The organism is Amycolatopsis nigrescens CSC17Ta-90 (assembly GCF_000384315.1).
GTDB lineage: Bacteria > Actinomycetota > Actinomycetes > Mycobacteriales > Pseudonocardiaceae > Amycolatopsis > Amycolatopsis nigrescens.
The window spans coordinates 1,753,318-1,778,237 of the sequence record NZ_ARVW01000001.1 but is presented as its reverse complement, the minus strand read 5'-3'; the positions used below and the strand labels follow the sequence as shown (position 1 = coordinate 1,778,237).

The following is a 24,920-nucleotide window of genomic DNA, read 5'->3' as shown; positions in this document are numbered from 1 at the left end:
ACCGGCTCAACCGTTCGTCCGGGTTGGCGGCTCAGCCGTCCGCTCGGGTGATCGGCCGATGCGCGCCCGGTCGTAGTGTTGTCAGGCTGAGCGGATGTCATGGGGGAGGCGCGGATGAGTGCTCCGCTACCGCGTCCACGGCAGCGGCAGTGGTCTCCGGTGATCACGGTCGGGCCCTACCTGCTGCTGGCGGTACTGGTCGTGGTCACGGTGCTGGTGCGGCGCCCGGTGGACCGTGCGGTGCTCGCCGACCTTGCCCTGTGCGCGCTGATCGCGGCTTGCATGCTCTGGTTTTTCACCCTGCATCCCTCCTGGTGGGACCGGCCGCGGGTGATGGCGGTGTTCATCGCCGTGCTGATCGTGAGCACGCTGCTCCTGGTGCTCAGGAATCCCTGGTTCGGCTGCTTCGCGCCCGCTCTGTACGTCTACGTGTTCAGGCTGCTGCCATGGCCGTGGCAGCTGGCCGGCGTCGCCGGGACGGCGGTCGTGGCGGGTACCGCGCAGGCATACCCGGTGGACAAGAGCACACTCGTCGGCCTGCTGGGCTACTTCGCGGTGCTGGCCGTGAACGTGCTCCCGATGGGCGGGTTCGCCTGGTTCGCCTGGCGTGCCGACCTGCGGGACGCGCAGCGCGAGCAGGCACTCCGCGAGCTGAGCGAGGCGAACCGCAGGCTCGAGGCGACGCTCGCGGAGAACGCGGGCCTGCACGAGCAGTTGCTGACGCAGGCGAGGGAGGCCGGGGTGCACGACGAACGGCAGCGGATGGCCAGGGAAATCCACGACACGCTGGCACAGGGGCTGACCGGGATCATCACGCAGCTGCAGGCCGCCGTGCACCTCCACGGCGACCCGGCTGGATGGCAACGGCATCTCGACGCCGCGACCGGACTGGCCAGGGAGAGCCTGTCCGAGGCGCGGCGTTCGGTGCACGCGCTGCGTCCGGAGCCGCTGCGGAAGGCAAGGCTGGGGGAGGCGCTGGCCGGGGTGGCCGGGCGCTGGTCGGCACTGCACGGGGTCGCGGTCCAGGTCACCACGACCGGTTCGGCCTGGCCGATCCGGCCGGAGACCGAGTTCGCGCTGCTGCGAACCGCGCAGGAGGCGCTGGCCAACGTGGCCAAGCACGCGCGGGCCACCAGGGTCGGGGTGACACTGTCCTACATGGAGCATGAGGTCGCTTTGGACGTGCGCGACGACGGGACCGGCTTCGACCCGGTTCGGCTCGCCGGATCCGCGGACGGCGGCGGGTTCGGCCTGGTCGCGATGCGGCAGCGGATCGAGAGCCTGTCGGGGACGTTGCAGATCGAATCGGAACCCGGCTTCGGCACCGGGATCTCGGCCTGTGTCCCGGCGGAGGCGGGCGCGTGAGCCCGATCAGGCTGCTGATCGCCGACGATCACCCCGTGGTCCGGGACGGCCTCAGCAGCATGTTCGCGCGCGATCCGGAGTTCGAGGTGCTCGGTGAGGCGGCCGACGGCGCCGAGGCCGTCCGGCTCGCCAAGGCTGCCCGGCCGGACGTGATCCTGATGGACCTGCGGATGCCCGGAATGGACGGGGTGACCGCGATCGCCGAGCTGGCGAAGCGGGGCGTCGCCGCGCGCGTGCTGGTGCTGACCACCTACGACACCGACAGCCACGTGCTGCCCGCGATCGAGGCGGGCGCCACCGGCTACCTGCTCAAGGACGCTCCCCGCGACGAGCTCCTGCGGGCGGTCCGGGCCGCGGCCAACGGCGAGGCGGTGCTTTCGCCCTCGGTGGCGGCCACCCTGATGAACCGGGTCCGGGCACCCGGCGCCGGGCCGCTCAGCCGCCGGGAGCTGGAGGTCCTCGAACTGGTGGCGGCCGGGAACACCAACCGGGAGGCCGCGGCCGGGCTGTTCATCACCGAGGCCACGGTCAAGACCCACCTGCTGAACATCTACGGCAAGCTCGGCGTCGGCGACCGCGCCGCGGCAGTCGCCGAAGCGTTCAACCGGGGGCTGCTCACCCCTGGCGCACCGGAACGGCCGTAGTCTCGGGCTTTGCCTCCCAGTAAGGAAAGTTGGCCGAATTGAGCACCCGGCATGGTGCGGCGGACTGGTTCCGCGCACACACCCACACTTTGTCCACATTGGACGCCGACGCGCCGCTCGACGAGCTGGAGCCGGTCCGCGAGCTGGTCGGCGACGCCCGCGTCGTGGCGATCGGTGAAGGCGCTCATTTCGTCGCCGAGTTCGGCCATGCACGGCAACGCCTGATCCGGTTCCTCGCCGAGCGGTGCGGGTTCAGCGTGCTCGCCTTCGAGTTCGGTTTCGCCGAGGGCCATCCGCTCGACCGCTGGCTTCGCGGCTACGGTGCGGAAGGGGCGCTGGCCGGCATGACCGGCACCACCAGCTCCGGCCTCAACGGCGAAATGGCCCGCTGGCTGCGCCGGCACAACACCAACAGTGCCGCCCCGTTGCGGTTCGCCGGGCTCGACATTCCCGACGCCGGCGGCACGCTGCGGCCGGCGCTCGAGCCGGTGGCCCGGTATCTGAGCGAGGTGGACCCCGAGGCCGTGCCCGCGGTGGAGGAAGCGCTGGCCATCGGTGACCGCATCGCCGGACGGTCGATGGCCGTGGCCGCGCCGCGGTGGGCACGACTGGCGCGCGGCGAGCAGACCGCGCTGACGGCCGTGTTGTCGCGGCTGTCGCTCCGATTCCGGGCGATGGCACCGCATTACGTCGAGCGCAGCGACCAGGAGCGGTACGACCTGGCGAAGCACCATCTTGAGGCCGCGGTGCACACCGACTACATGTTCGCCACCCTGCACGAGGTGTTCGCCGGTGGGGGACTGCCCGGTGACGCGTCGGTCCGCGACCGGTTCATGGCCGACTCGATGCGCTGGCACCTGCGGCGCGGCGACCCGGACGCGCGGGTCGTCCTGGTCGCCCACAACAGCCACATCCAGAAGACGCCGGTCTCCTTCGACGGGCAGCTCGCCGCGCTGCCGCTGGGTTTCTACCTCAGCCGCCATTTCGGCCATGACTACCGGGCCATCGCACTGACGCACACCGCTGGGACCGTTCCGGAGATGTATCCCGACGAGAGCAAGGAACTCGGCTTCGAGGTCACCGACACCCCGCTCGGCCCACCGACGAAGGGCAGCGTCGAAGAAGCTCTGATCGAAGCGGGTTTCGGCCCCAGGTTGACCTATACCGACCTGCGGCCGCTGCGAACCGGGCAGGAGGACGTGCTGCTCGATCGCATCAGAATGCAGAGCACCGAGCTGCAAACCCCGGTACCCGAGGCCTTCGACGGGGTCCTGTCCGTCCCCACCACGACCACCGAAGTCACCCCCGCCCTCGGCTGATCGTTCAGCAGCGCTTATGTGGGACGGTTTTGGCCTCGATTTCGATTCGCGGCCACGGGCACAACCGGATCCTGATGCTGATGTCCCGTCCGGGGGACGCGACGATCTTGTTCAACAGCAGCAAGGCGATGCATGTTGCCCAGGCGAACAGGACCACAACCAGAACGAATCCACCCCAGGACAAAGCGGTCACGTCGGCTCCTTTGACCGCCCGGAGAGTGAAATCCCCCCGGCGCGGCGGTCCTGCGCCGCTTTCGATGGTACCCAGCACCGTCCCTCAACGGAACGGGTAGCACCGAAGTCGCCCTTAAGGGGCAAACGGTCAGAGGGCGGTGGTGACGTGGGTGACGCCGGGGCCGGACAGGGAGGGGAGGGCGGTGGGGCGGCCGGTCGCCAGCAGGAACAGTTCGCCGACCGGGCCCCGGATTTCGTGCTGGCCCTTTCCCGCCGACCAGGTCACGTCGGTGGCGACCAGCTTGGTGTCGCGCAAGCGCTTGCGGGCGCCGTAGAACGGGCTGGCCAGTACGTGGTCGAGTGCCGCGATCACTCGCTCCACCGGCATTTCCCGGGTTCGCCCCAGCGGCCGCGCGATGTCCTGCCCGTGCGCCAGCGCGTCTACGAGCGGGTCCAGCGGGGCGGCCAGCGGTGCGCGACGTGGCGAGCCCGCCGTCTCGCGGAGTTGCGCGATGAGCTCGGCGGGAGTGAAGCTCGCCGCCCGCTCCAGCGCCAGGTCGGCTTCCATCCGGTCCCAGTTGCCGCGTGCCTTGATCGCGCCCTTGAGCACGACCCCGATGGTGGTGCGGGTGGACAGGGTCAGGTGCGCGGCAAGGTCGTGCATCGTCCACTTGGGACAGAGGGAGGCCGTTGCCCACTCGTGGTCTTCGAGTTCGTCGAGGAGGTCGGCCAGGCCGAGTCTTTCGGCCTTCACCCAGGAAAGGATCTCGTCGCGGTCCATGTCAGTCTCCTTGCTCGGTGGAAAGTGCCGCGTCGAGCCTGCGGCGCAGGTGGACGCGGTCGGGTTCGGTGCCGGCCAGTTCGAGCGCCTCGCGGTAGGCCGCCGCGGCCTCGGTACGCCGGCCGAGCCGGTGCAGCAGGTCCGCCCTGGCGGCCGGGTACGGGTGGTACCCGCGCAGCCGCGGTTCGCCTGCCAGTTCGTCGAGCAGCGCGAGGCCCGCTTCCGGGCCGTCGCGCATCGCCACCGCCGCGGCCCGGTTCAGCGCGACGACCGGGGACGGCATGAGCTGGTGCAGCACGTCGTAGAGCGCCACGATCTGCGGCCAGTCGGTGCTCGTCACGTCGGCGGCTTCGTCGTGCAGGGCGGCGATCGCGGCCTGCACGCCGTACCGGCCGGGTGGGCCGCCGGTCAGCGCGACCTCCACCAGCCGGCTGCCCTCTTCGATCATCGCGCGGTCCCAGCGGCCGCGGTCCTGGTCGTCGAGCAGCACCAGCTCGCCGTCAGGGCGGGTGCGGGCGTCGCGTCGCGCGTGGACCAGCAGCATCAGCCCGAGCAGCCCGGCGACCTCCCGTTCGGCCGGCAGCAGCCGGTGCAGGATCCTGGCCAGCCGGATGGCCTCCTCGGCCAGGTCGAGCCGTTGCAGCCGCGGGCCCGAGCTGGCCGAGTAGCCCTCGGTGAAGATCGAGTAGACGACCTGGAGCACCCCCGGTAGCCGCTGCGGCAACTCGTCCGCGCCGGGCACCCGGAACGGGATCCTGGCTTCGCGGATCTTCTTCTTCGCCCGCACGATCCGCTTCGCCATCGTCGCGGGCGGCACCAGGAAGGCACGGGCGACCTCTGGGGTGGTCAGCCCGGCAAGGCAGCGCAGGGTCAGTGCCGCGTGATCCTCGGTAGGCAGGGCGGGGTGGGCGCAGGTGAAGAACAGCTGCAGGCGATCGTCGGGCAGGTCGCCGTCCGCGTCCGCGGGCGGCGGCGGATCGGCCCGGTCCGCCTCCACCTGCAGGACGGCCAGCCTGGCCGCGTAGGTCTTGTCCCGCCGCAGCCGGTCGACGGCCTTGCGTCGCGCCGTCGTCATCAGCCACGCCCCCGGCTTCGGCGGCACGCCCTCGACCGGCCAGGTCGCCAGCGCCGCCTCGATCGCCTCGGAGGCGACGTCCTCGGCCAGGTCGAGATCGCCGAAGCGGCGCACGAGTGCGGCCAGCAACCGGCCCCGTTCCTCGCGGAACACCGCTTCCACGGACGACCCGGCGCCCTGCTCGTCCATCGCGGTCAGCCGTCGAAGTCGGCGATCGGCCGCACCACGATCGACCCGCTGCCACGGGCGCCGGGGCAGCGGGCGGCCCAGTCGAGCGCGACGTCCAGGTCCGGCACGTCGATCACGTAGAAGCCGCCGAGCACTTCGCGGGTCTCGGCGAACGGCCCGTCCGTCACGGTCCGCTCGCCGTCCTCACCGACCCGCACCGTGGTGGCGGTGACCAGGTCCGCCAGCGACTCCGAGGACACCATGATCCCGGCGTCGGTCACCTCCTTGTCGTAGCGCATCCAGTCCTCGACCGTGCACTCGGCGGCCCCTCCCTGCTCGTCGATCGCACCGGCGTTGATCAGCAGCATGTACTTCATGAATCCATACCCCTCGTGTTCCGTTGTTTCCGCGCGGCGGGTTGCCGTACAGCATGACTACGAACGGGGTCCGCCAGGATGGACACGCCACGGAAGAATTTTTTCCGGGCGCTGGATAGGTTCGAGGAATGACCATCGACCTCGGACGAGTCCGCGCCGGCACGGAGCCGGCCGGCGACCTGACCATCGGCTTCCGCGAGACCGGCACCCCGTCCGGGACGCCGGTAGTGCTGCTGCACGGCCTCGGCAGCAAGGCGGCCACCTGGGACCTTTTCGCGGCCGAACTGGCGGAGGACAGCGGGTGGGCGATCGCGCTCGACGCACGCGGGCACGGCGCCAGCTCGTGGCCGGGGGAGTACTCGCTCGACCTGATGGTCGGTGACCTGCTGGCCTTCCTCGACCGCCGCGGATTCGACCGGGTGGACCTGGTCGGGCACTCGATGGGCGGCGGTGTCGCGCAACTTTTCGCCGGCAGCCATCCCCGGCGGGTGCGGCGGCTGGTCATCGAGGAGGCGGCGCCGCCCGCGCGCACGCCACCGGCCGAGCCCGCTTCGGAGCCGCCCGCCGAAGCACCGGGGCCGGTCGACTTCGACTGGCGGCTGGTCCGCCCGGTCTACCGCGGGCTCCGCACCCCCGACCCGGACTGGTGGGCCCTGCTGGCCTCGATCGCCGCGCCCACCCTGCTGGTCGCCGGCGGGCCGGCCAGTCACCTTTCCCGGGAACGGATCCAGGAGACGGCGGCCGCGATCCCGGACGCGCGGATGGTCGAGATCGAGGTCGGTCATCACGTGCACCGCGAAGCCCCCGCCGCGTTCGCCGAGGCCGTGCTGGACTTCCTGCGCTGAGCCCACCCGGTCACGGGCCCAGGGCCAGTGACGGCATGGGCGCTCCGGTGGGGCTCCACGTTTCGAGAAACCCGGGTTGCGCCGAGGCGTCGACCAGTTCGACACGGATGCCGAGGCTGTCCATCCGGTGGTAGGTGAAGGACCGTCCGTAGGGGCAGGAGTCGAACTCGACCGGTGCGCCGCGTTCGGCCAGCAGGTGCTTGTCCGCATCGACGTCCTCGGACCAGTATCCGATGTGGTCGAACCGAGAACCCGCCGTCGCATCCCACGGGCTGCCCGGTGGGCCCTGGATGACCTCGAAGAACGGCGGACCCTGAGCGGAGAAGACGATCCGGTAGTCCCAGTCGCCGAGCTGCCCGTCGCGTACCGGGCTCCAGGTCACGCCCAACGTGCGGGTGAGGTCGCTGGTGGCGCGTTCGATGTCCTGCACAACGAAGCACAGGTGGTAGAAGTCGCTCATGGGTCGATCTTCTCAGTGGCGGCCCGACCTGCGTGGATACGGCGAAGCTAGGCCGATCGGGTTACGGTCGACCCGGACGCCCGGACAGGAGGTGATCGGCATGGCCAACGCCCGCGATGCCAGGTCCCCGGTGCCCGAGTGGGTCAGGCCGATGCTGGCCAAGCCGGATGGCGGCAGGCTGCGCAGCGGGCCGCAGTGGGCCTACGAGCCCAAGCTGGACGGCTACCGGGCCTGCATGCGGATCGCCCCGGACGGCACTACCAGGCTGACCAGCCGCAACGGGATCGACTTCACGGGCGAATTCGCCCAGCTCGCCGACGTGCTCGGCGGCGCGCTCGACGGCACAGCGGCCGTGCTCGACGGCGAGATCGTCGTCTACAACGAAGCGGGCCAGGTCGACTTCGGGCTGTTGCAGGAACGGCGCGGCCGCTACCAGAAACAACGCGGTTCGCTGCGCGGCGACCAGCCGTTCGACGACGTCGCGGTCCGGTTCCTGGCCTTCGACCTGCTGCGCCTCGGCGACACCCGGCTGCTCGCCGAGCCCTACGACGAGCGGCGCCGGCTGCTCGCCGAGCTGCCGATGCCGGATCCGTACCGGGTCGCGGTGGTTCCGGCCTACACCTTCGATCAGCTCGCCGCCGACCGGCGCACCCCGCAGGACCTGCTCGACCGGGTCTCCGCCGCCGGTATGGAGGGCCTGATCTGCAAGCTCAGGACCTCGGCGTACCAGTCCGGCGAACGCCCGGAGACCTGGCTGAAGCACCCGCTGATCCGGACCCAGGAGGTGATCCTGTGCGGCTGGCGACCGGGGCAGCGCAGCTTCGCCGGCACCCTCGGCGGGCTGCTGCTCGGCGCGCACGACCCCGGCACCGGGGAGCTGGTTTACCTCGGTGATGTCGGCACCGGTTTCAGCCGGCGCGAGCGCGCGGACCTGCAAGCCCGCCTGGAGCCGCTGGAACGCCGGACCCCGCCGTTCGCCACCGCGCCACCGCGCGAGGACGTCGCCCGCGCGCACTGGATCGAGCCGGTGCTGGTGGGGGAGGTGGTGTACCGGCAGTTCACCCGCGGTGCCGGGCGGCTGCGGCACACCGCGTGGCGGGGCCTGCGCGCCGACCGCGAACCCGCCGAGGTGATCGCGCCGGAGCCTTCGTCGCCCGCGGTGTCGGACGGCCCGGCGGTGGCAGCGCAGCCCGAACCACCCGAGCCCGCCGTGGCGCCGGGCGGGCGAATCACCGTGCAGGCCGGGAAACGACGGCTGACGTTGTCCAATTTGGACAAGACCTTGTATCCGGACGGGTTCACCAAGGGCGAGGTGATCAACTACTACAGCCGCGTCGCGCCCGTCCTGCTCCCGCATCTCAAGGGCAGGCCGGTCACCACCATCAGGTACCCCGACGGCGTCGGGGCCCAGCAGTTCTTCGGGAAGAACGTCCCCAGGGGCGCACCGGACTGGCTGCCGACCGTGGTGCTGCCCAGCAGCGGTTCCCGCGGTGAGGCCGAAACGGTCCGGTACCCGCTGTTCGAAGAGCTGCCCGCGCTGGTGTGGGCGGCGAACCTGGCCGCGCTCGAACTGCACGTACCACAGTGGACGGTCGGGCCGGGACCGGCGCGGCGCGCGCCCGACCGGCTGGTGTTCGACCTCGACCCCGGCGAGGGTGCCACCATCGTCGAGTGCGCCATGGTCGCCGAGCGGCTTCAGGAGATCCTTGTCGGCGACGGGCTCACCCCGGTGGCGAAAACCAGTGGTGCCAAGGGAATGCAGGTCTACGCCGGGGTGCGGACCCGGCAGCCCGAGCGCCCTTCCGGCTATGCGAAGGCCGTCGCCGAGCAGCTGGCCCGCGAAACCCCGGACCTGGTGGTGGCCAAGATGACGAAGACGCTCAGGACCCGCCGGGTGTTCATCGACTGGAGCCAGAACAACCCCGCCAAGACCACGGTCGCGCCGTACTCCCTGCGCGGCCGTGATCAGCCGACCGTGTCCACCCCGGTCACCTGGGACGAGGTCCGATCCTGCCGGCGCGCGTCCCAACTGGTGTTCACCGCCGACGACGTTCTCGACCGCGTTGACCAGCTCGGTGACTTGTTCGCGGTACTTGCCGAAACCCGCGTCGCACTGCCCGCTCGATAGCTCACCCCGCGGGGTCGAGGGTGATTTCGAGCCCGACGGCGCGTCCGCCGCGCTTCCGTGCACGGCCGAGCAGCGTCACGATGGTGAACCAGCGGAACTTGTTCCGGTACTTCGCGGTCATCGCGCGTTTGGCGACGCGCAGCTCCGACGCGGGAAGCACCCGTGCGCGCCCGGTCCGCCACGGGCCGTGCGGTTCGCCGCCGAAATCGGAAGGTGCGAACTCGACCCTCGGGTCCCGCCGGAGGCGCAGCACCTTCCAGGAACGGATCGGTGTGTACGCGTACAGGCGCCCTTCGGCGGGCGCCAGCCAGATCGGCGCCGACACCGGCGATCCGTCCCGGCGGAACGTCCGCAGGGCGAAGTACTCGTCCCCGGCGAGGTCGACCTGTCCCGTCATGAGCACAGTTTCGCCAGTCCGGCCGGGAACGGCAAGTGTCCGCGAGGTCAGCCGGGTGCGGGGATCTCGTCGATCACCTCGGCCACGATCCGGGCGGTGCTGGTGCGGTAGCGCCCGTCCAGGCGGTGGAAGACCCGCTCGGCCCTGATGGCCGGCCAGTCGGCGGCCAGGTGCTCGGCGGGCAGGTGCGGGTCCTGGCGCACCAGCTGGAGCCAGTCGGAGTGCAGGAGCAGCTGCCGCGCCAGGTCGTCCGGGGCCGACGGGAGCGGACGGCGGGTGTCCCACCTGGCCAGGAAGGTCCGGTACCGCGCAGCGATGGCGTCGATGTCGAACGCCTTGCCGGCCAGGTCGGCGGATTCGGTCGGCTTGGCGTGCTGAGCGGTGAACACGGTGACGTTGTCGGTGAGCCCAAGCTCCGCCACGATCGAGGCGGCGTCCTTGATCCCCGGCGCGATCCACAACCCGTTCTGCAGCATGCCGAAGCCCGCCCAGATCAGTTGGGAGCGCAGGTCGTGCCGATCGCTTCGCCTGGTGTCGGGCAGGGAGAAGCTGACCAGCGTCCAGTTGCCGTCCCAGTCCCGGTTGACCGCACCGGTTTCGTGGATCCGCCGCTCGCCGTCGTAGAGCACCTCGGTGGCGCGCGCGGTCAGTCCGAAGTAGACACGACGGCCGTTGCGGTGCCGGGTGAGCAGGCCCCGTTTGGCCATCCGGGTGAGGGTCGAGCGGACCGCTTCCTCGGAGACGCCGACTCGGTCGAAGACGTCGATGATGCTGCCGGAGTAGACGGCCGTGTCCCGCCCGAGCACGTACAGCCCCAGGAAGCTGAGCATCAGGGACTGGGGCCGGGCGGCGGCCGGTGCGCTGTCGGGATGGCTGTCGGTCACCGGATCAGCGTAGTCCGCCGGCCTGAAGTTGGGCAAATCATTGACGGCCGCCACGAATTCGCCCTATGTTGTTGATGCTTCAACGTGGAGTTCGAGAGAGGACGACCAGATGGATCTGTCCGGCAAGGTCACCGTCGTCACCGGTAGCGGGCGCGGGCTCGGGAGGGCGTACGCCGAAGCGCTCGCCGCCGCGGGTGCGGCCGTCGTGGTCAACGACGTGGACGCCGAGGCGGCGGGGCGAACCGTCGAAGCGATCACCGCGACCGGCGGCAGTGCGGTGCCGGTGGTGGCGCCGGTCGGCCGGGCCGAGGTCGCGGAGCTGCTGGTGTCGACCGCGGTCGAAGCGTTCGGGCGGCTGGACGCGATGGTGACCAACGCGGGCGTGCTGCGCGACAGGGTGCTGTGGAAGATGACCGACGAGGACTTCGACGCGGTCATCGACGTTCACCTGCGCGGCACGTTCACCTGTGCCCGCTCGGCCGCGGCGCGCTTCCGGGAACAGGGCACCGGCGGTCGCCTGATCCTGGTCTCCTCGCCGGCCGGGCAGCGCGGGAACTTCGGTCAGACCAACTATTCCGCCGCCAAGGCCGGGATCGTCGCGATGGCCCGCACCTGGGCGATGGAACTGGCCAAGGCCGAGGTCGGGGTGAACGCCGTGGTACCGGTGGCGGCCACCGAGATGACCAGGACCATTCCCGCGTTCGCGCCGGTCATCGCCGAGGCCGAGCGCACCGGGCGGCCGCTTCCGGAATGGCTGCGTAAAGGCGAAGGGCTCGGCACCGTGCGGGATGTCGCGTCCCTGATCGTCTTCCTGGTCTCCGACGAGTCCGAGGGGGTGACCGGCCAGGCCATCGGGATCGGTGGGGACAAGCTGGCGCTGTGGTCGCATCCGCGGGAGAAGGCCACCGCCTACGCCGACGGTGGCTGGAGCGCGGCGGCGATCGCCGGGTCCTGGCACAGCGGTGTCGGCGCCGAACCGGAGTCCTACGGCATTCCGGCGCCCGCTGCGCCCGCTGTCCCGGGAGCGTGACATGGCGATCGACATCGAGGAACTGGTCGCGATCGACGTGCACACGCACGCCGAGGTAGCCCAGGACGGCCACGGCTCGCTGAGCCCCGAGCTGTTCGGCGCGTCGGAGCGGTACTTCAAGGCCGAAGGGCACCGGCAGCCGACGATCCCGGAAATGGCCGCCTACTACCGATCCCGCCGGATGGCCGCGGTGGTGTTCACCGTGGACGCCGAGCACGCCACCGGGCATCCGCGGATCAGCAACGAAGAGGTCGCGCGCGGCTGCGCCGAGCATCCCGACGTGCTCATCCCGTTCGCCAGCGTCGACCCGTGGAAAGGCAGGGCGGGTGCGCGGGAGGCGCGCAGGCTGGTGGCCGAGCACGGCGTCCGCGGCTTCAAGTTCCACCCCAGCATCCAGGGCTTCGCGCCCAACGACCCGCTCGCGTACCCGTTGTACGAGGTGATCGAGGAGCTGGGCGTGCCGGCCCTGTTCCACACCGGACAGACCGGGATCGGTGCCGGGGTGCCCGGTGGCGGCGGGATCCGGCTGAAGTACTCGAACCCGATGCTGGTCGACGACGTCGCGGTGGACTTCCCGGAACTGCGGATCATACTGGCGCACCCGTCCTTTCCCTGGCAGGACGAGGCGCTGGCGGTCGCCACGCACAAGCCGTACGTCTACATCGACCTGTCCGGCTGGTCGCCGAAGTACTTCCCGCCGCTGCTGGTGCGCTACGCCAACTCGCTGCTGCAGGACAAGGTGCTGTTCGGTTCGGACTACCCGGTGCTCACGCCGGACCGGTGGCTCGCCGATTTCGCCAAGCTCGAAATCAAACCCGAGGTACGCCCGAAGATTCTCAAGGACAACGCGGCCGGGCTGCTCGGCCTGACGAAGTAGGGAGAAGGCCGTGACCATCACCGTCAGCGGGATCGAAGAACTCGGGGCACTCGCCGGCCGGGATCTCGGGCACAGCGGGTGGCTGGAGGTCACCCAGGACCGGGTGCACACCTTCGCCGACGCCACGAACGACCACCAGTGGATCCACACCGATGCCGAACGGGCCAAGGACGGCCCGTTCGGGGGCACCATCGCGCACGGGTACCTGACCCTGTCGTTGCTGATCCCGTTGTTCGGCGAACTGCTCGACATCCGGGGCGTGCGGATGAGTCTCAACTACGGGCTGGAGAAGGTGCGGTTCCCGAGCCCGGTACTGGTCGGCAGCAAGATCCGGCTGGCCGGCAAGGTCGCATCGGTCGAGGAGGTCTCCGGTGACGGCGTGCAGCTGCTGGTCGACTTCATCGTCGAGATCGACGGAACCGACAAGCCCGCGTGCGTCGCCCGAGCCGTCTACCGGCACTACGCCTGAACCAGCGGAGGAGAACGCAGATGAAGCCTCGTCTGTACGGCAGGGTCCTCGCCGGTGCCTCGGTGGCAATGCTCGCCTTGGTCACCGAGGCACCGGCCGCAGTGTCTGAGGTGGCCGCCACCTCCGGCCACTACGAGGGACGGCTGGCCAGCGGAGCGACCTGGGTGATGGACGTGCCGGCGAACTGGAACGGCACCGTGCTGCTATTCAGCCACGGTTACCGGCCGTCCGGTGCGCCCAATCCCGCGCAGGACGCGCCGACCGGAGAAACCGCGGCGGCCGCGCTCGACCGAGGCTACGCCCTGATCGGTTCGTCCTATGCCACCACGGGCTGGGCCGTCGAGCAGGCCGTGCCCGACCAACTGTCTACTTTGGACGAGTTCACCGCGCGGTTCGGCAAGGCCGAGCGGACGTTCGCGTGGGGTCAGTCCTACGGCGGCCTGGTCACCACCACCATCGCCGAGCGGCACCCGGGGCGGATCGACGGTTCGGTGTCGATGTGCGGACTGGTGCACGGCGGCGTCGCGAACTGGAACAGCACCCTCGACGCGGCCTATGCGGCGAAGACCCTGCTGGCCCCCGGCGCCGAGGTGGCACTGACCGGTTTTCCCGACCAGGCCGCCGCGACCGAGGCGGCCGCGACGATGACGGGCGCGGTCGGCACCGCCCAGACCACCCCGCAGGGCCGGGCGCGGATCGCGCTGACCGCCGCCCTGCACAACATCCCCGGCTACAACGACCCCAGCCAGACCGATTGGGCAGAACAAGAGCGCAACCAGTACCAGGCGCTGAGCCAGTTCTTCACGGTGGCGATGAACTGGCGCCAGGAGGCGGAAAGCCGCGCGGGCGGCAATATGTCTTGGAACACCGGGGTCGACTACCGGCGGATGCTCGCCCGTTCGCCCTACTCGGCCGAAGTCGAAGCCCTCTACCGAGCCGCCGGCCTGTCCCTTCGCGACGACCTGGCAGCGCTGGCGAACGGCCCGCGGATCAGCGCTGATCCGGCGGCCGTCGGCTACCTGACGCGCAACGTGGCCTTCACCGGCGCGCTGACCAAACCGCAACTGGACCTCCACACCACCGGCGACGCGCTGGTGCCGGTGCAGGTGCTGCGCGCCCACCGCGACGCCGTCACGAAGGCCGGCTCGGCCGGGCTGCTGCGGCAGTCCACGGTCGAACGAGCCGGGCACTGCGCGTTCACCACCGGCGAGCAACTCGCCGCGCTGCACGCGCTCGAGCGTCGCGTCCGCGCCGGAACCTGGGGCGACACCGGACCGGCCGCGATGAACGCGTTGGCCGGCGCGGCCGAGCCCGGTGTCGCGCACGCCTTCGTCGACTACCGGCCGTCCCCCTATCCGCGTCCCTTCGACCTCGCCGGGCGCCGGCCGGGAAGCTAGTCCATTTCGGACCGTCCGCTATCCGCACGGCGCCGGTGGTGCCTGGAACGACGAGGGTTTCAGCCATGTCAGAGCCAGCACAGCTCCGCCGCGCCGTCGCATCGAGCTTTCTCGGCAGCGTGATCGAGTACTACGATTTCCTGCTCTATGCCACGGCTTCCGCCGTCGTCTTCAGCCAGGTCTTCTTCACCGGTCTCGACCCGCTGGTGGCGACCGTGGCCAGTCTCGGCACCTTCGCCACCGGCTACCTCGCCCGGCCGCTCGGCGGGGTGATCTTCGGTCACTTCGGCGACCGGCTCGGCCGCAAGCGCATGTTGGTGCTGACCATGGTGCTGATGGGCGTGGCCAGCTTCCTGATCGGGGTGCTGCCGACCTACCGGCAGATCGGTGCACTGGCGCCGGTCGGGCTGGTGCTGCTCCGGGTGCTGCAAGGGGTGGCCGTCGGCGGCGAATGGGGCGGCGCCGTGCTGATGTCGGCCGAGCACGCCACCTCCCGGCGCGGGCTGTGGGCGAGTTTCACCAACGCCGGCGCGCCCTGCGGGATGCTGCTGTCCACCGCGGCGCTCACCGGCACCGCCGCCGTGGTCGGCGAGGAGGCGTTCCTGGCCTGGGGCTGGCGGGTTCCGTTCCTGCTCAGCATCGTGCTGCTCGGGCTGGGCGTGTTCGTGCGGCTGAAGGTCGAAGAGTCCCCGGTGTTCCGTGCCGCGCAGCGGGAGCAGGGACGGTCTTCTCGACGGCCGCCGTTGTTCGAGGTACTGCGGAACCACCCGCGCCCCCTGCTGCTCGGCATCGGCGCGGGGCTGGCCGCCTTCGTCGCCCAGGCCACGCTGACCACCTTCGTGCTCGCCTACGGTGTGCAGGCCGGCTTCACCAGGCAGACCGTGCTGAACGGCATCACGGTCTCGTCGGCCTGCGCCGTAGTCGGCATCATCGGGTGGTCGGCGGTCTCCGACCGGCTCGGCCGCCGACCGGTCTTGCTGGCCGGGGTGGTGGTGATGGCCGGTTACGGCTTCGTGCTGTTCCCCATGATCGACAGCGGCGACCGCGTCCTGCTCACCCTCGCGCTGGTGCTCGGCCAGGCCGTGGTGCATCCCATGATGTACGGACCGCTCGCCGCGTTGTACACCGAGCTGTTCCGCACCGGAGCTCGTTACACCGGTGCGTCACTCGGCTACCAGCTCGCCAGCGTCGGCGGGGGACTGGCGCCGGTGTTCTTCGCCCAGCTCCAAAAGCTGGGCCTCGGTACCGGCGCGGTGTCCGGTACGATCGCCGCGTTCTGCGCGCTGGCCGCGGTATGCGTCCTGCTGTTGCCCGAAACCAGCCGGCACGACCTGGCCTCGGTGAATTCGGTGAATTCGGTGAAGGAGCCGTGATGCGGAACGAAGGACTGGGCGGCTGGCCCGCCAGGCGGGCGCTGATGACACCGGACCGGGTGGCCTTCGTGTTCGGTGACAGGTCGATCACCTACGCCGAATTCGCCGTCCGCACCGCCAAACTCGCCTTCCGGCTGCGGGCGGCGGGCGTCGGCCTGGGGACCAGGGTCGCCTATCTGGGGCCGAACCACGTCGCGTTCGCCGAGACGATGTTCGCCACCCACCTGCTCGGCGGGATCTTCGTTCCGCTGAACTTCCGGCTGGCCGCACCGGAGATCTCCTACCTGCTGGCCGACTCCGGCGCCACGGTGCTGATCTACGGCCCGGAATGCGCGGAGGTGGTGCGGGGGATAGCTGAACGGCCGGTGCGGGTGGTGGCGCTCACCGACCCCGCTCCCGGCGAGTTCGCGTACGAACCCTGGCTCGAGGAAGGCTCGGAAGGAGATGCCGCGCCGATCGACGTGCCGGTGCGGCTGGACGACACCGCGCTCATCCTCTACACGTCGGGCACCACGGGCCGCCCGAAAGGCGCGATGCTGACGCACGGCAATCTGGTGTGGAACACCTGCAACCTGCTGGTCGGCGTCGACCTCGCCGCCGACGACCGCACCCTGATCAGCGCGCCCCTGTTCCACGTCGCGGCGCTCAACCAGACCCTGCTCCCGACGTTCATCAAGGGCGGCTGCTCGGTGCTCATGCCCGGCTGGGACGTGGACACCTGCTATCACCTGATCGAAAAGCTGGGCATCACCTGGATGTTCGGCGTGACGACCATGTTCGCCGAACTCGCCGGCTCGCCGCGCTGGGCCGATGCCGACCTGTCCTCGTTGCGCACGGTGATGTCCGGCGGTGCCGCCGTTCCCGAGTCGCTCATTCGCACCTACCAGGAACGCGGACTGGTGTTCTGCCAGGGCTACGGCATGACCGAAACCGCGCCGGGCGCGACCTTCCTGGAAGCGAGCGAAAGCCTCCGCAAGGTGGGCTCGGCCGGTGTGCCGGTGTTCTTCACCCAGGTGCGCGTCGTGCGCCCGGACCTCACCGACACCGCGCCCGGCGAACCAGGCGAGGTGCTCGTCAAGGGCCCCAACGTCACCCCCGGCTACTGGCGGAACCCGGACGCCACGGCCGAGTCGCGGACCGAGGACGGCTGGTTCCGCTCCGGCGACGTGGGCGTGACCGACGACGAGGGCCACCTCTACCTCGTCGACCGGGTCAAGGACATGTTCATCTCCGGCGGCGAGAACGTCTACCCGGCCGAAGTGGAGAACGTGATCTTCGAACATCCGGCCGTCGCGGAAGTCGCGGTGGTGGGGGTTCCGGACGAGAAGTGGGGTGAGGTAGGCAAAGCGTTCGTGGTGTGCCGTCCCGGTCTGCGGCTGACCCGCGACGAGCTGCGCGAGTTCCTGCGCCCCAGGCTGGCGAAGTACAAGATCCCGGCCCAGCTCGAACTGCTCGACGCGTTGCCGCGGACCGGATCCGGGAAGGTCCGGAAAGCCGGGCTGCGCGGGGATGGCGGAACCGGGACCCCTCCCGGCTCCGCCGATCTAGGATCGCCCTCGTGAAAGGCCGCGTGTTGTTCGCCCTGCTCGCGGGCGCGTTGCTGGTGACCGGGGTCGTCTGCCTCGCTCTCCCGGTCGCGGTCGATCTGTCCAGAAGCACGGTGACCTGCGGAACCGGTTTCAGCACCGACACCGAACGGCTCGAGCTGTTCACCAGAGCGGGCGAGCTGAACAGGGAACTCGGGGTGAGCTCGGCACCGCCGGCCGCGGTGGAGTTCGCGTGCGAGGACGCGCTGATGATCCGGCGGCTGTGGGCGTGGCCGTTGCTCGGGCTCGGCGCGATCGGACTGCTCAGCGCACTGGCCCGCTTCCGCGGCCGCCGGCCGACCGGCTAACGGCCGGCGTCAGTATTTCCAGGCCGTTCCGGTGCCCCGGTACTGCTCGTCGGTGTCGTCGGCGGTCTCGATGATGGTCGGGTTGAACAGCTTCGAAGGCTCTCCCTGCTGCTCGTCCTCGTCATCTGTCACGCGTGGAAGGCTAGTCATCGGGGGTCGACCGCCGACGACGGATTCGGCGCGAAGACTTCACCGTCGCACCCGTCTCCAGCCCCGGGACATCATCGGCACGCTGCGAACACAGTTACTGCGCCGGGGTGACGGGCCTTGCCCAGTTCCCGCGATAACTGCATAAAGTGAACACCCCGACACGGGAGGTGGGCCATGGGCAAGCGCAGCGGGCCGGACGCGACCGGCGACGGGAAGGTCGACAACTACGAGGACCGCAACACCAAGGACGTCGACGAATCCAGCGGCGGCCGGCACAGCACAGACGATCGAGGCGACAGCAGCGACGATGACAAAAAGTGACCTGGGCGGGTGGCACGCGCTGCTCGCAGAGGTTCCTCGGGACGCGTTCGTGCCGGGGACGATCTGGATCACCCGGCCCGGCCGCCAGGATCTGGTCCGGCTCTCGCGGACCGAGGACCCCGACGGCTGGCAGGCCGCGATCGCTGAGGACCGGTTCCTGGTCACCCAGGTCAACGCCGGGGCCGATCCCGGCACCGAGGCGGTGAGCGCCACCAGCTCCTGCAGCATGCCCTCGGTGGTCGACGCGATGCTGACCGCGCTGGACGTGCGGCCCGGCCACGCCGTGCTGGAGATCGGGACCGGCACCGGATGGAACGCCGCCCACCTGAGCAGGCGCGCCGGCACTCAGGGCCGTGTCGTCACCATCGAGGTCGACCCCGCCGTCGCCGACCAGGCGCGGTCCGCCCTCGCCACCACCGGCTACTCACCGCACGTCGTCACCGGCGACGGGCTGCAGGGATACCCGGCCGACGGCCCCTACGACCGGGTGATCGCGACCGCCGCGGTGAACGACGCCGTCCCCGGCCCGTGGCTGGACCAGCTCCGCCCCGGCGGGCGTCTGGTCACCCCCTGGGCCACCGACTGGTTCAACGGCGCCATGCTCGCCCTGGACCTCGACGACCACGGCCACGGTACGGGCCGGTTCATCGACGATCTGTCCTTCATGCGCATCCGCTCCCAGCATCCCGCCCTCTTCGAGTGGGAACCCGACGCCGCCGACATCCAGCGCGCGGAATTCACCGACACCGGCTGTTACGGCAACGACTTCCACCGCATCGTCAGCCCCGGCCAGGCCCGGTTCGCGATCGGCGCACGGGTGCCGCAGGTCTACCTGCACATCGACTGGGACGCTCGCGGCGACCGGCACCACCGCCTCGAACTCGACGACGCAGCCACCAAGTCCTGGGCGCAAATCGATGTGGACCTCACCCAGTCCCGTGTCCCGTACCGGGCACGGCAGCTCGGGCCCCGCAAACTCTGGAACGAGATCGAGGGCGCCTACGACTGGTGGCACGACGCCGGGGAACCCAGTCAGGAACGATTCGGTTTCGCTACCGCCGACCATCGCCAGTGGATCTGGCTCGACGCCCCCGACCACGTCGTGCGCACCGTCCTGCCGAAAACAGCGCTATCAGCCAGCTAACCCCACTTCCCGTGAGGTGGCTCTGATCAGGTGTCGGTAGATCTGCGGCAAACCGCTGGTTAGACCATCCGTCGACTGCTTCGGAATGATCAATTTGTCTGGCGTACCGGGACCCACGACTTCCGCATCATCGGCTCCGGCTCGGTAAGAACGCCGGATCGGCAAGAGGCTGGATTGCCATTCGGCAACGGATTCTCGCCAGCGCACTTCGCGTCGGCAACCGGATCGATTTCGCAGGTCACCGCGTCGGGCCGGGATTCACCGCAGTCCTATGGTCTTGCCATGCACACCGTGGCCGTCCTCGCACTGGACAACGTCGTCGCCTTCGATCTGGCCACGCCGATCGAGGTGTTCACCCGCACCCGGCTCCCGGACGGGCGGGCCGCCTACCGCGTCCTGGTCTGCGCGGCCACCCCGGCGGTCGAGGCCGAAGCGTTCACCCTGCGCCCGCCCTGTGGGCTCGAAGCACTGGCCGAGGCGGACACGATCATCCTGCCCGGCTGCGCCGATGCCACCGCCCCGGTCCCGGACGAGGTCCTCGACGCGCTCCGCGGTGCCGCGGCCGACGGCACCCGGATCGCCTCCATCTGTTCCGGGGCGTTCATCCTCGCCGCTACCGGGCTGCTCGACGGGCACCGCGCGACGACCCACTGGTGCGGCGCCGACGAGCTGGCCGCGCGTCATCCACGGATAACGGTGGATCCCGACGTGCTCTACGTCGACAACGGCCAGTTCCTCACCTCCGCGGGTGCGGCGGCCGGCCTTGACCTGTGCCTGCACCTGGTCCGCCGCGACCACGGATCCGCGGTCGCGGCGGACACCGCCCGGCTGTCGGTGATGCCGCTGGAACGCGAAGGCGGCCAGGCCCAGTTCATCGTGCACGACCAGCCACCGGTGCCACGCGGGTCCGCCATGGAACCCGTGCTGCGCTGGCTGGAGGACAACGCCACCAGGGAACTCACCCTCGCCGACATCGCCGCGCACACCGGCATGAGCACCCGGACCCTCAACCGCCGCTTCCGCGAGCAGACCGGCAGCACCCCGCTGCAATGGCTGCTGCGCGCCCGCATCCGCCGGGCCCAGTACCTGCTGGAAATGACCGATCACTCCGTCGACCGCATCGCCGGCCAGGTCGGATTCGGTTCCCCCACTGCCTTTCGCGACCGCTTCAAGCGTGTCGTCGGCACCAGCCCGAACGCCTACCGCGCCACCTTCGTCCGCTATCCGGTGGCGCAGAAGCGGTCGCGATCCGGCATCCTGCCGTCGACGAGGTAGCTGGTCGCGAGCCTGTCCGAGCAGGCGTTGCCTTCGCCGAGGTAGACGCCGTGCCCGCCCTTGTCCACCGTGACCAGCTTGGCGCGGGTACCGAGCTGGTGGCGCAGTTCGAGACCGCCGGAGTAGATCGTGGCCGGATCGCGGAGGTTCTGCAGCAGCAGGATGTTCCGCGGTCCCTTGCCGGTGATCTCGGTCGGTTCCTCCAGCGGTGCCAACGGCCAGCGTGCGCACGGGGTGATGTTCGCGGTCATGCCGCCGACCATCGGGTACCGCTTCCGGTCCTGTTCGACCGCGTTCTGGTAGTGCTCGATGGACCGCGGCCAGGACACGTCGCTGCAGGTGACAGCCAGGTACCCGGCGACGAAGTTGTCGTTCGGCGCGGGCGGGCCGGACTGGGCGTTCCGGAGGGCTTCGGCGTTCCCGCCGGCCAGTGCCTGCCAGGTTTGCGCGAGCCCGGCGAAACCGGCATCGCTGTAGAGCGCGAAGCGGGTCAGCTGCCGGAACACGTCCCCGTTGACGCCGTCGACGGGCGTGCTGTCCAGTTTGTTGGCGAGTTCGAAGTACTTCGCCCGCACTTCGCCGGTGGTGCGCCCGAGCTGGTACTGCTCATGCCGGGCCGCCGCCCACTTCCCGAAGTCGGGGAACCGGATTTCGGTGCCCGGCCCCCAGCTCCGGAACTGCTCCCGCCAGATCCGCCGCGGGCTGGCCGCGCTGTCCAGCAGGAAACGATCGGCGCGCTGCGGGAAAAGCTCGGTGTACACCGCCCCGAGGTAGGTGCCGTACGAGGTGCCGAAGTAGGAGATCCGCTCTTCGCCGAGCGCGTCGCGGATCCGGTCCAGGTCGCGGGCGGTGTTGCGGGTGGTCAGGTGCGGAAGGCGGTCCCCGCCCTTGGCGACGCACTGCTTCGCGATTTTGTCGGCTTCTCCGGCTTGGCGCGCAACGTCTTCGGGCCCCTCGGCGTAGGTGCCGAACGCGGTGGTCAGCTGGTCCGGAGCCAGGTCGCAGGTCACCGGGCTGCTGCGGCCGATCCCGCGCGGGTCGAAACCGATCAGGTCGTAGGACTTCAGCAACTCCTCCGGCGCGCCCCGGTCCGCGATCGAAACGGGCAGGTCGAGCCCGGCCAGTCCGGGGCCGCCGGGATTGACGAGCAGGACGCCGCGCCGTCTCGCCGGATCGCCGCTGCGCAGCCGGGACACCGCGATATCGATCGTCTCCCCGGCCGGACGCTGGTAGTCCAACGGTACGGTCAGCGTGCCGCATTCGAGCGCGCCCGCCGCCGGTGAACTTCGCGCGGGCGGTGGAAACTCCGGGCACTCGCCCCAGACGATCCCGGAAGTCGCCGCAGTCGCCGCTGTCCGCGGTGTTTCCGCGGAACCGTCTCGCGCCGCCGCGGTGACCGGGACGAACCCGGTCATCGAAACCGCGGAAATCAGGCCGATTGTTCGTAAACGCATTGCCGCACCTCTCGGCTGTCGAATGTGCTCCCCGCCGCAAGCAGACCATCCGGTGCGGGGCCGAAGAATGCGGCTGACTCCCGGCCGCGGCAGGGGGACAGCCCCACCACCCGGTCCGGTGTCCGGTTCGGCGGGGCGGCTCCGACGTCTCTGGTGAGTGCCGGCGAACGGGTGCCGGCACGCGGACGAAGGAGGACCTGTGATCGACCTGAAGCCGGCCTGCCACCGGATGATCACCCTGCTGGACCGCATCGCCGACGACCAGCTCACCAGCCCCACCCCCTGCGCCGAGTACGACGTCGGCGACCTCATCGGCCACCTCGACGAGGTGTCGCTTGGCTTCACCGCGGTCGCTCGCAAGGAAGTCGGCGAACCTGCCGTGGTGGGCCTCGGCGACGGCCGGCGGGAACGCCTCGCCGGGCAGCTGCGGGTGCTCGGCGAGGCGTGGGACGACCCGGCGGCCTGGACCGGCCGGGCCACGGTGATCGGACTGGAACTGGCGAACGAACTGTGGGGCAAGATCGCGTTCACCGAGGTGGTGGTGCACGGCTGGGACCTCGCCAAGGCCACCGGCCTGCCCTTCGAGCTACCCGGCGAGACGCTGCGAGCCTGCTTCGACCACGTTGCCGCGTTCGTGCCGAGCGCCCCCGTCGAAGGCCTGTGGGGTACCGCGGTCGAGGTCCCTGCCGATGCCCCGCTGCTGGACCGGATAGTGGCCATCACCGGCCGCACCCCGTGACACGGTGGCCTACCGTGCCACCCATGAACGCGGACGGCTGGCTGGCGGACACCAGGACCTCCTACGACACGGTCGCGGTCAGCTATGCCGACCAACTGCGCGACGCCATCGCCGGGCAGCCGTATCTGCGCGCGGCGCTGGCGTTGTTCGCGGACCTGGTGCGCGCCGCCGGTGGCGGGCCGGTGGTGGACGTGGGCTGCGGACCCGGCCACGTCACCGCGCACCTGAACGAGCTGGGGGCCAACGCTTTCGGCATCGACCTCTCGCCGGTGATGATCGACGTGGCCCGGCGCGACCACCCCGGCCTGCGGTTCGAGGTGGGCTCGATGACGGACCTGGACCTGCCGGCCGCCTCGGTGGCCGGACTGCTCGCCTGGCAGTCGCTGATCCACGTTCCCGACCACGAAGTGCCCACCGTGCTCGGACACTTCCACCGGGCCCTGCGTCCCGGCGGCCCGCTGCAACTCCTGTTCCACGTCGGCAACGAGTCGCGGTTGAAGACGGAAGGCTACGGCGGCCATCCGATGAAGGTCCACGTCCACCGCCGCAATCCGGCCCGAGTGGCGACCTGGCTGCGCGATGCCGGTTTCACGGTTGAAGCCCAGCAGCTGCTCGACCCGGACGGGAACGCTCCAGCGGCGATCCTCAGCGCGCGCCGCCAGTCCTAGCCGGCGCTTGCTTGGCTTCGATCCGGCCGAGCGGGTCGGGCCCGGTCGTCAGCGCGTCACTTGCCGCCTGCCAAGCGGTGTCCCCGGGGTAGAGCTCGGTGCGCAGGTAGGCCAAGGTGAATCGCTGGACCGCGGCCACTCGCTCGGGGTTCTCGTCCGTGGTTTCGGCGACGTCGTAGCCGGAGATCCCGCCGAGCCCGTGCTCCGCGTCGAACAGGGTGAGCAGGGTTTTGCGGCCGGGGGACAGGAAGTACGGATCGGCGTGCCAGTCCGCGCCCCGGACCGTCAGGTGGGTCGAGGTGTCCTTGTCGCCGGCGACCACGAGCGTGGGCGTGGTCATCTCGGCGAAGTCCATGGTCGAGAAGAAGGAGTAGTTCTCGGCCACGAACTCGGTGACGGCGTCGCCGCCCCGGCCGGGCGCGGCGAGCAGCACCCCCGCCTTGATCCGGGGCTCGGCCAGGTTCACTTCGGTGCCGTCCGCCGGATCGGTGAGCCGCGCGCCCAGCAGCAGGCTCGCGGTGTGCCCGCCCATCGAGTGCCCGGCCACGGCGACCTTGCTCCGGTCCAGGCGCCCGCGGAGCTGCGGGACGGCGGTCTCGATCAGGTCGAGCTGGTCGAGGATGCGCTTCATGTCCTCGGCCCGCGACCGCCAGTGCATCGGGGCGTCCGGAGCGTCGGAATTCAGGTGGCGCAGCGTCGCCGAGCTGAGATGGGTCGGCTGGATCACCACGAACCCGTGCGCCGCCCAGAACTCGACCAGCGGCGCGTAGCCGTTCAGCGAGGAGAGGTTGTTCGAGGGGCCCTGGCCGTGCGAGAGCAGGATGACCGGCAGCTCGCTCCCGGTCATCGGCGCGGACACCCGCACCTGCAGATCGACGGCGCGGCCGGGAGACGGCAGTACGACCGGGCTGACCGAGAGGACCGGTGCGGGCGAGTAGGTCGGTTCACTCATGAGGCGTGTTCCCTTCAGAGGTCAAAGCGGAGCGTTGTTCCGGAACTATACGGAGCAAGGTTCCGCTTTGTCAACGGAGCTGGCGGCTCGGCTGGTTCCGCTGGCAGACTGCGGGGGTGCCCCGAGATTTCCAGGTCGTCGTCGATTGCCAGGATCCGGACCGGATGGCGGCGTTCTGGGCCGCAGCATTGGACTATCCCGTGGACAGTCCGGCGGAGGGGCATCCGAGCTGGCTGGACTACCAGCTGGCGAAGGGGTACCCGGTCGGTGAGCAGGTCCGGTTCGCGGCGGTGACGGATCCGAGCAGCGGCAGGCGGCTCTGCTTTATCGGTGTGCCGGAAGAGAAACGCGTCAAGAACCGGCTGCATCTGGACATACAGGCCACCGGCAGGGGCGATTCGCTGGAGACGAAAATGGAGCGCGTCGACGCACTGGTGGCGCAGTTGTGCGAGCTGGGTGCGTCGGCAGTTCGCACCGGTCGCGAGCGCGGGCAGTACTTCGTCACCATGGTCGACGTAGAGGGCAACGAATTCTGTGTCCATTAGCGCGCCAGGGCCGGA

At 70.3% G+C, this 24,920-nt stretch carries 28 protein-coding genes; 18 read left to right on the top strand and 10 right to left on the bottom strand.

Going from position 1 to position 24,920, the window contains the following annotated elements:
- Positions 1 to 114 precede the first annotated feature (114 nt).
- From AMYNI_RS43995 to AMYNI_RS0108115, 3 genes are read left to right on the top strand one after another with little or no spacing between them, the layout of a single operon-like run.
- Positions 115 to 1,365, top strand: coding sequence for a sensor histidine kinase (locus tag AMYNI_RS43995; protein WP_245573902.1), 1,251 nt, complete (start codon positions 115 to 117; stop codon positions 1,363 to 1,365).
- Positions 1,362 to 2,009, top strand: coding sequence for a response regulator (locus tag AMYNI_RS0108120; RefSeq protein ID WP_020667502.1), 648 nt, complete (start codon positions 1,362 to 1,364; stop codon positions 2,007 to 2,009). The genes AMYNI_RS43995 and AMYNI_RS0108120 overlap by 4 nt, the downstream gene beginning before the upstream one ends.
- A gap of 38 nt (positions 2,010 to 2,047) precedes the next feature.
- Positions 2,048 to 3,328, top strand: a complete 1,281-nt coding sequence (locus AMYNI_RS0108115) for an erythromycin esterase family protein (RefSeq protein ID WP_020667501.1) — start codon at positions 2,048 to 2,050, stop codon at positions 3,326 to 3,328.
- 4 nt (positions 3,329 to 3,332) lie between these two features.
- Here AMYNI_RS0108115 and AMYNI_RS0108110 read toward each other — a convergent pair whose 3' ends face one another.
- The 4 genes from AMYNI_RS0108110 to AMYNI_RS0108095 all read right to left on the bottom strand — a co-directional run bounded on the left by AMYNI_RS0108110 (position 3,333) and on the right by AMYNI_RS0108095 (position 5,903).
- Positions 3,333 to 3,521: a hypothetical protein gene (locus tag AMYNI_RS0108110; RefSeq protein ID WP_020667500.1), complete on the bottom strand. Its 189-nt coding sequence runs from the start codon at positions 3,519 to 3,521 to the stop codon at positions 3,333 to 3,335.
- Between the two features lie 129 nt (positions 3,522 to 3,650).
- Positions 3,651 to 4,283 carry a maleylpyruvate isomerase family mycothiol-dependent enzyme gene (locus AMYNI_RS0108105; RefSeq protein WP_020667499.1) on the bottom strand — a complete coding sequence of 211 codons (633 nt, stop codon included), beginning with the start codon at positions 4,281 to 4,283 and terminating at the stop codon, positions 3,651 to 3,653.
- Between the two features lies 1 nt (position 4,284).
- Positions 4,285 to 5,547 (bottom strand): RNA polymerase sigma factor, encoded by a 1,263-nt coding sequence (locus tag AMYNI_RS0108100; RefSeq protein WP_020667498.1) that lies wholly within the window; start codon positions 5,545 to 5,547, stop codon positions 4,285 to 4,287.
- Positions 5,548 to 5,552: 5 nt separating this feature from the next.
- On the bottom strand, positions 5,553 to 5,903 hold the full coding sequence (locus AMYNI_RS0108095) for a YciI family protein (RefSeq protein ID WP_020667497.1): 351 nt from the start codon (positions 5,901 to 5,903) through the stop codon (positions 5,553 to 5,555).
- A gap of 128 nt (positions 5,904 to 6,031) precedes the next feature.
- On the opposite strand from AMYNI_RS0108095, the gene AMYNI_RS0108090 reads away from it, so the two are divergent.
- On the top strand, positions 6,032 to 6,748 hold the full coding sequence (locus tag AMYNI_RS0108090) for an alpha/beta fold hydrolase (RefSeq protein WP_020667496.1): 717 nt from the start codon (positions 6,032 to 6,034) through the stop codon (positions 6,746 to 6,748).
- Positions 6,749 to 6,758: 10 nt separating this feature from the next.
- Here the strand turns inward: AMYNI_RS0108090 and AMYNI_RS0108085 are convergent, their stop codons facing one another.
- Positions 6,759 to 7,208, bottom strand: coding sequence for a VOC family protein (locus AMYNI_RS0108085; protein WP_020667495.1), 450 nt, complete (start codon positions 7,206 to 7,208; stop codon positions 6,759 to 6,761).
- Between the two features lie 100 nt (positions 7,209 to 7,308).
- Between AMYNI_RS0108085 and ligD the strand changes: the two genes are divergently transcribed.
- Complete coding sequence (gene ligD, locus AMYNI_RS47980; protein WP_084628650.1) at positions 7,309 to 9,336, top strand: DNA ligase D; 2,028 nt, start codon at positions 7,309 to 7,311, stop codon at positions 9,334 to 9,336.
- A gap of 1 nt (position 9,337) precedes the next feature.
- Here the strand turns inward: ligD and AMYNI_RS0108075 are convergent, their stop codons facing one another.
- Together AMYNI_RS0108075 and AMYNI_RS0108070 are read right to left on the bottom strand one after the other, a co-directional pair.
- A complete protein-coding gene (locus tag AMYNI_RS0108075; RefSeq protein ID WP_020667493.1) occupies positions 9,338 to 9,733 on the bottom strand; it encodes a PPOX class F420-dependent oxidoreductase in 396 nt (131 codons plus the stop codon).
- A gap of 47 nt (positions 9,734 to 9,780) precedes the next feature.
- Positions 9,781 to 10,617: a PaaX family transcriptional regulator gene (locus AMYNI_RS0108070; protein WP_040406672.1), complete on the bottom strand. Its 837-nt coding sequence runs from the start codon at positions 10,615 to 10,617 to the stop codon at positions 9,781 to 9,783.
- 109 nt (positions 10,618 to 10,726) lie between these two features.
- Between AMYNI_RS0108070 and AMYNI_RS0108065 the strand changes: the two genes are divergently transcribed.
- The 7 genes from AMYNI_RS0108065 (at position 10,727) to AMYNI_RS0108035 (ending at position 17,657) form a co-directional block, all read left to right on the top strand.
- Positions 10,727 to 11,647 carry an SDR family oxidoreductase gene (locus AMYNI_RS0108065; RefSeq protein ID WP_020667491.1) on the top strand — a complete coding sequence of 307 codons (921 nt, stop codon included), beginning with the start codon at positions 10,727 to 10,729 and terminating at the stop codon, positions 11,645 to 11,647.
- A gap of 1 nt (position 11,648) precedes the next feature.
- Positions 11,649 to 12,524 carry a 4-hydroxyphenyl-beta-ketoacyl-CoA hydrolase gene (locus AMYNI_RS0108060; RefSeq protein ID WP_020667490.1) on the top strand — a complete coding sequence of 292 codons (876 nt, stop codon included), beginning with the start codon at positions 11,649 to 11,651 and terminating at the stop codon, positions 12,522 to 12,524.
- A 10-nt stretch (positions 12,525 to 12,534) separates the two neighbouring features.
- Positions 12,535 to 12,993 carry a MaoC family dehydratase gene (locus AMYNI_RS0108055; RefSeq protein WP_020667489.1) on the top strand — a complete coding sequence of 153 codons (459 nt, stop codon included), beginning with the start codon at positions 12,535 to 12,537 and terminating at the stop codon, positions 12,991 to 12,993.
- 20 nt (positions 12,994 to 13,013) lie between these two features.
- The gene (locus AMYNI_RS0108050; protein WP_020667488.1) at positions 13,014 to 14,390 is read left to right on the top strand and encodes an alpha/beta hydrolase family protein; all 1,377 of its coding nucleotides are present in this window, start codon (positions 13,014 to 13,016) and stop codon (positions 14,388 to 14,390) included.
- Positions 14,391 to 14,455: 65 nt separating this feature from the next.
- Positions 14,456 to 15,763 carry an MFS transporter gene (locus tag AMYNI_RS0108045; RefSeq protein WP_026360180.1) on the top strand — a complete coding sequence of 436 codons (1,308 nt, stop codon included), beginning with the start codon at positions 14,456 to 14,458 and terminating at the stop codon, positions 15,761 to 15,763.
- On the top strand, positions 15,763 to 17,325 hold the full coding sequence (locus AMYNI_RS0108040; protein ID WP_020667486.1) for an acyl-CoA synthetase: 1,563 nt from the start codon (positions 15,763 to 15,765) through the stop codon (positions 17,323 to 17,325). The genes AMYNI_RS0108045 and AMYNI_RS0108040 overlap by 1 nt, the downstream gene beginning before the upstream one ends.
- Complete coding sequence (locus tag AMYNI_RS0108035) at positions 17,322 to 17,657, top strand: hypothetical protein (RefSeq protein WP_020667485.1); 336 nt, start codon at positions 17,322 to 17,324, stop codon at positions 17,655 to 17,657. The genes AMYNI_RS0108040 and AMYNI_RS0108035 overlap by 4 nt, the downstream gene beginning before the upstream one ends.
- Before the next feature lie 9 nt (positions 17,658 to 17,666).
- Here the strand turns inward: AMYNI_RS0108035 and AMYNI_RS50480 are convergent, their stop codons facing one another.
- Complete coding sequence (locus AMYNI_RS50480; RefSeq protein WP_020667484.1) at positions 17,667 to 17,789, bottom strand: hypothetical protein; 123 nt, start codon at positions 17,787 to 17,789, stop codon at positions 17,667 to 17,669.
- A gap of 192 nt (positions 17,790 to 17,981) precedes the next feature.
- Between AMYNI_RS50480 and AMYNI_RS48885 the strand changes: the two genes are divergently transcribed.
- The 3 genes from AMYNI_RS48885 to AMYNI_RS0108015 all read left to right on the top strand — a co-directional run bounded on the left by AMYNI_RS48885 (position 17,982) and on the right by AMYNI_RS0108015 (position 20,547).
- Entirely contained in the window at positions 17,982 to 18,128 is a 147-nt protein-coding gene (locus tag AMYNI_RS48885) for a hypothetical protein (protein ID WP_020667483.1), read from the top strand.
- Positions 18,115 to 19,272 carry a methyltransferase domain-containing protein gene (locus AMYNI_RS0108020; RefSeq protein ID WP_063713756.1) on the top strand — a complete coding sequence of 386 codons (1,158 nt, stop codon included), beginning with the start codon at positions 18,115 to 18,117 and terminating at the stop codon, positions 19,270 to 19,272. Before AMYNI_RS48885 ends, AMYNI_RS0108020 begins: the two co-directional genes overlap by 14 nt.
- Positions 19,273 to 19,554: 282 nt before the next feature.
- A complete protein-coding gene (locus AMYNI_RS0108015; protein ID WP_020667481.1) occupies positions 19,555 to 20,547 on the top strand; it encodes a GlxA family transcriptional regulator in 993 nt (330 codons plus the stop codon).
- Here AMYNI_RS0108015 and AMYNI_RS0108010 read toward each other — a convergent pair.
- A complete protein-coding gene (locus AMYNI_RS0108010) occupies positions 20,493 to 22,001 on the bottom strand; it encodes an alpha/beta hydrolase (protein WP_026360178.1) in 1,509 nt (502 codons plus the stop codon). The genes AMYNI_RS0108015 and AMYNI_RS0108010 overlap by 55 nt on opposite strands.
- A 199-nt stretch (positions 22,002 to 22,200) precedes the next feature.
- Here AMYNI_RS0108010 and AMYNI_RS0108005 point away from each other — a divergent pair, with 199 nt between their 5' ends.
- Together AMYNI_RS0108005 and AMYNI_RS0108000 are read left to right on the top strand one after the other, a co-directional pair.
- On the top strand, positions 22,201 to 22,740 hold the full coding sequence (locus tag AMYNI_RS0108005) for a TIGR03086 family metal-binding protein (RefSeq protein ID WP_020667479.1): 540 nt from the start codon (positions 22,201 to 22,203) through the stop codon (positions 22,738 to 22,740).
- Between the two features lie 23 nt (positions 22,741 to 22,763).
- The gene (locus AMYNI_RS0108000; protein WP_020667478.1) at positions 22,764 to 23,408 is read left to right on the top strand and encodes a class I SAM-dependent methyltransferase; all 645 of its coding nucleotides are present in this window, start codon (positions 22,764 to 22,766) and stop codon (positions 23,406 to 23,408) included.
- Here AMYNI_RS0108000 and AMYNI_RS0107995 read toward each other — a convergent pair.
- Entirely contained in the window at positions 23,386 to 24,360 is a 975-nt protein-coding gene (locus tag AMYNI_RS0107995; RefSeq protein WP_020667477.1) for an alpha/beta hydrolase family protein, read from the bottom strand. The two genes, AMYNI_RS0108000 and AMYNI_RS0107995, sit on opposite strands and share 23 nt — an antisense overlap.
- A 116-nt stretch (positions 24,361 to 24,476) precedes the next feature.
- Between AMYNI_RS0107995 and AMYNI_RS0107990 the strand changes: the two genes are divergently transcribed.
- Positions 24,477 to 24,905 (top strand): VOC family protein, encoded by a 429-nt coding sequence (locus tag AMYNI_RS0107990; protein ID WP_026360177.1) that lies wholly within the window; start codon positions 24,477 to 24,479, stop codon positions 24,903 to 24,905.
- Positions 24,906 to 24,920 lie beyond the last annotated feature (15 nt).

What these genes read in the sequence shown, in the direction of transcription:
- AMYNI_RS43995 (WP_245573902.1), top strand. Translation starts at nt 115, where the DNA reads ATGAGTGCTCCGCTACCGCGTCCACGGCAGCGGCAGTGGTCTCCGGTG.
- AMYNI_RS0108090 (WP_020667496.1), top strand. Translation starts at nt 6,032, where the DNA reads ATGACCATCGACCTCGGACGAGTCCGCGCCGGCACGGAGCCGGCCGGC.
- AMYNI_RS0108075 (WP_020667493.1), bottom strand. Translation starts at nt 9,733, where the DNA reads ATGACGGGACAGGTCGACCTCGCCGGGGACGAGTACTTCGCCCTGCGG.
- AMYNI_RS0108045 (WP_026360180.1), top strand. Translation starts at nt 14,456, where the DNA reads ATGTCAGAGCCAGCACAGCTCCGCCGCGCCGTCGCATCGAGCTTTCTC.
- ligD (WP_084628650.1), top strand. Translation starts at nt 7,309, where the DNA reads ATGGCCAACGCCCGCGATGCCAGGTCCCCGGTGCCCGAGTGGGTCAGG.
- AMYNI_RS0108100 (WP_020667498.1), bottom strand. Translation starts at nt 5,547, where the DNA reads ATGGACGAGCAGGGCGCCGGGTCGTCCGTGGAAGCGGTGTTCCGCGAG.
- AMYNI_RS0108105 (WP_020667499.1), bottom strand. Translation starts at nt 4,283, where the DNA reads ATGGACCGCGACGAGATCCTTTCCTGGGTGAAGGCCGAAAGACTCGGC.
- AMYNI_RS0108095 (WP_020667497.1), bottom strand. Translation starts at nt 5,903, where the DNA reads ATGAAGTACATGCTGCTGATCAACGCCGGTGCGATCGACGAGCAGGGA.
- AMYNI_RS48885 (WP_020667483.1), top strand. Translation starts at nt 17,982, where the DNA reads ATGGGCAAGCGCAGCGGGCCGGACGCGACCGGCGACGGGAAGGTCGAC.
- AMYNI_RS0108040 (WP_020667486.1), top strand. Translation starts at nt 15,763, where the DNA reads ATGCGGAACGAAGGACTGGGCGGCTGGCCCGCCAGGCGGGCGCTGATG.
- AMYNI_RS0108015 (WP_020667481.1), top strand. Translation starts at nt 19,555, where the DNA reads ATGCACACCGTGGCCGTCCTCGCACTGGACAACGTCGTCGCCTTCGAT.
- AMYNI_RS0107995 (WP_020667477.1), bottom strand. Translation starts at nt 24,360, where the DNA reads ATGAGTGAACCGACCTACTCGCCCGCACCGGTCCTCTCGGTCAGCCCG.
- AMYNI_RS0108010 (WP_026360178.1), bottom strand. Translation starts at nt 22,001, where the DNA reads ATGCGTTTACGAACAATCGGCCTGATTTCCGCGGTTTCGATGACCGGG.
- AMYNI_RS0108085 (WP_020667495.1), bottom strand. Translation starts at nt 7,208, where the DNA reads ATGAGCGACTTCTACCACCTGTGCTTCGTTGTGCAGGACATCGAACGC.
- AMYNI_RS0108020 (WP_063713756.1), top strand. Translation starts at nt 18,115, where the DNA reads ATGACAAAAAGTGACCTGGGCGGGTGGCACGCGCTGCTCGCAGAGGTT.
- AMYNI_RS0108050 (WP_020667488.1), top strand. Translation starts at nt 13,014, where the DNA reads ATGAAGCCTCGTCTGTACGGCAGGGTCCTCGCCGGTGCCTCGGTGGCA.
- AMYNI_RS0108065 (WP_020667491.1), top strand. Translation starts at nt 10,727, where the DNA reads ATGGATCTGTCCGGCAAGGTCACCGTCGTCACCGGTAGCGGGCGCGGG.
- AMYNI_RS0108060 (WP_020667490.1), top strand. Translation starts at nt 11,649, where the DNA reads ATGGCGATCGACATCGAGGAACTGGTCGCGATCGACGTGCACACGCAC.
- AMYNI_RS0108000 (WP_020667478.1), top strand. Translation starts at nt 22,764, where the DNA reads ATGAACGCGGACGGCTGGCTGGCGGACACCAGGACCTCCTACGACACG.